Here is a 639-nt window from a genome sequence, read left to right as displayed (position 1 = left end):
TCGTACGGATCGCCGACGCTCCCGACGGACGGCGTGGCGCCGGCTTCAACGAGTCGCTCGGTGTAGCGGATTGACGTGTACTGCGAACCTCGGTCAGAATGATGCACGAGCCCGTCCAACGGTTCGTCCTTGCGGCCCCAGATGGCCATTTCCAGAGCGTCGAGGGGGAGGCCGGTCCGCATATTGGTGTCGAGCCGCCACCCGACGATTTTCCGGGAGTACACATCGGTCACGAACGCCGCGTACACCATTCCGTCCCAGGTCGGAATGTAGGTTATGTCGGCGACCCACAGAGCGTTCGGCCGGTCCGCGGTGAACTGCAGGTCCACCAGGTCCTTCGGTCTCGGAGCGCTTGGGTCGACGCGGGTCGTGCGGGGCCTGCCGCCGCGCAGCGCGCCGACCAGCCTCGCGTCGCGCATCAGACGCTCGACCGTGCAGCGCGCCACCGTGATCCCTTCCCGGTTGAGCTGACGCCACACCTTCCGTGCCCCGTACACCTCGTAGTTCTCCTTCCACACGCGTCTGATTTCCACGAGGAGTTCGGCGTCGCGTTGCGCACGGGCCGACGGCGGCCTGTTTTTCGCGGCATAGTAGGTTGACGGGGCGACCTGTAACACGTCGCAGATCGGCTCGACCCCG

Annotated in this window: 1 protein-coding gene; it reads right to left on the bottom strand. The window is 66.0% G+C overall.

What is annotated here, in order from left to right:
- Positions 1–639: IS3 family transposase (locus MJ785_RS21075; protein ID WP_239382534.1), on the bottom strand; the 639-nt coding region annotated here is incomplete at both ends.

The sequence above is a fragment of the Protofrankia sp. CiT1 genome, assembly GCF_917627335.1.
Lineage (GTDB): Bacteria > Actinomycetota > Actinomycetes > Frankiales > Frankiaceae > Protofrankia.
The sequence above is the reverse complement of the archived record's forward strand: the minus strand, read 5'-3'. Positions and strand labels throughout refer to the sequence as shown.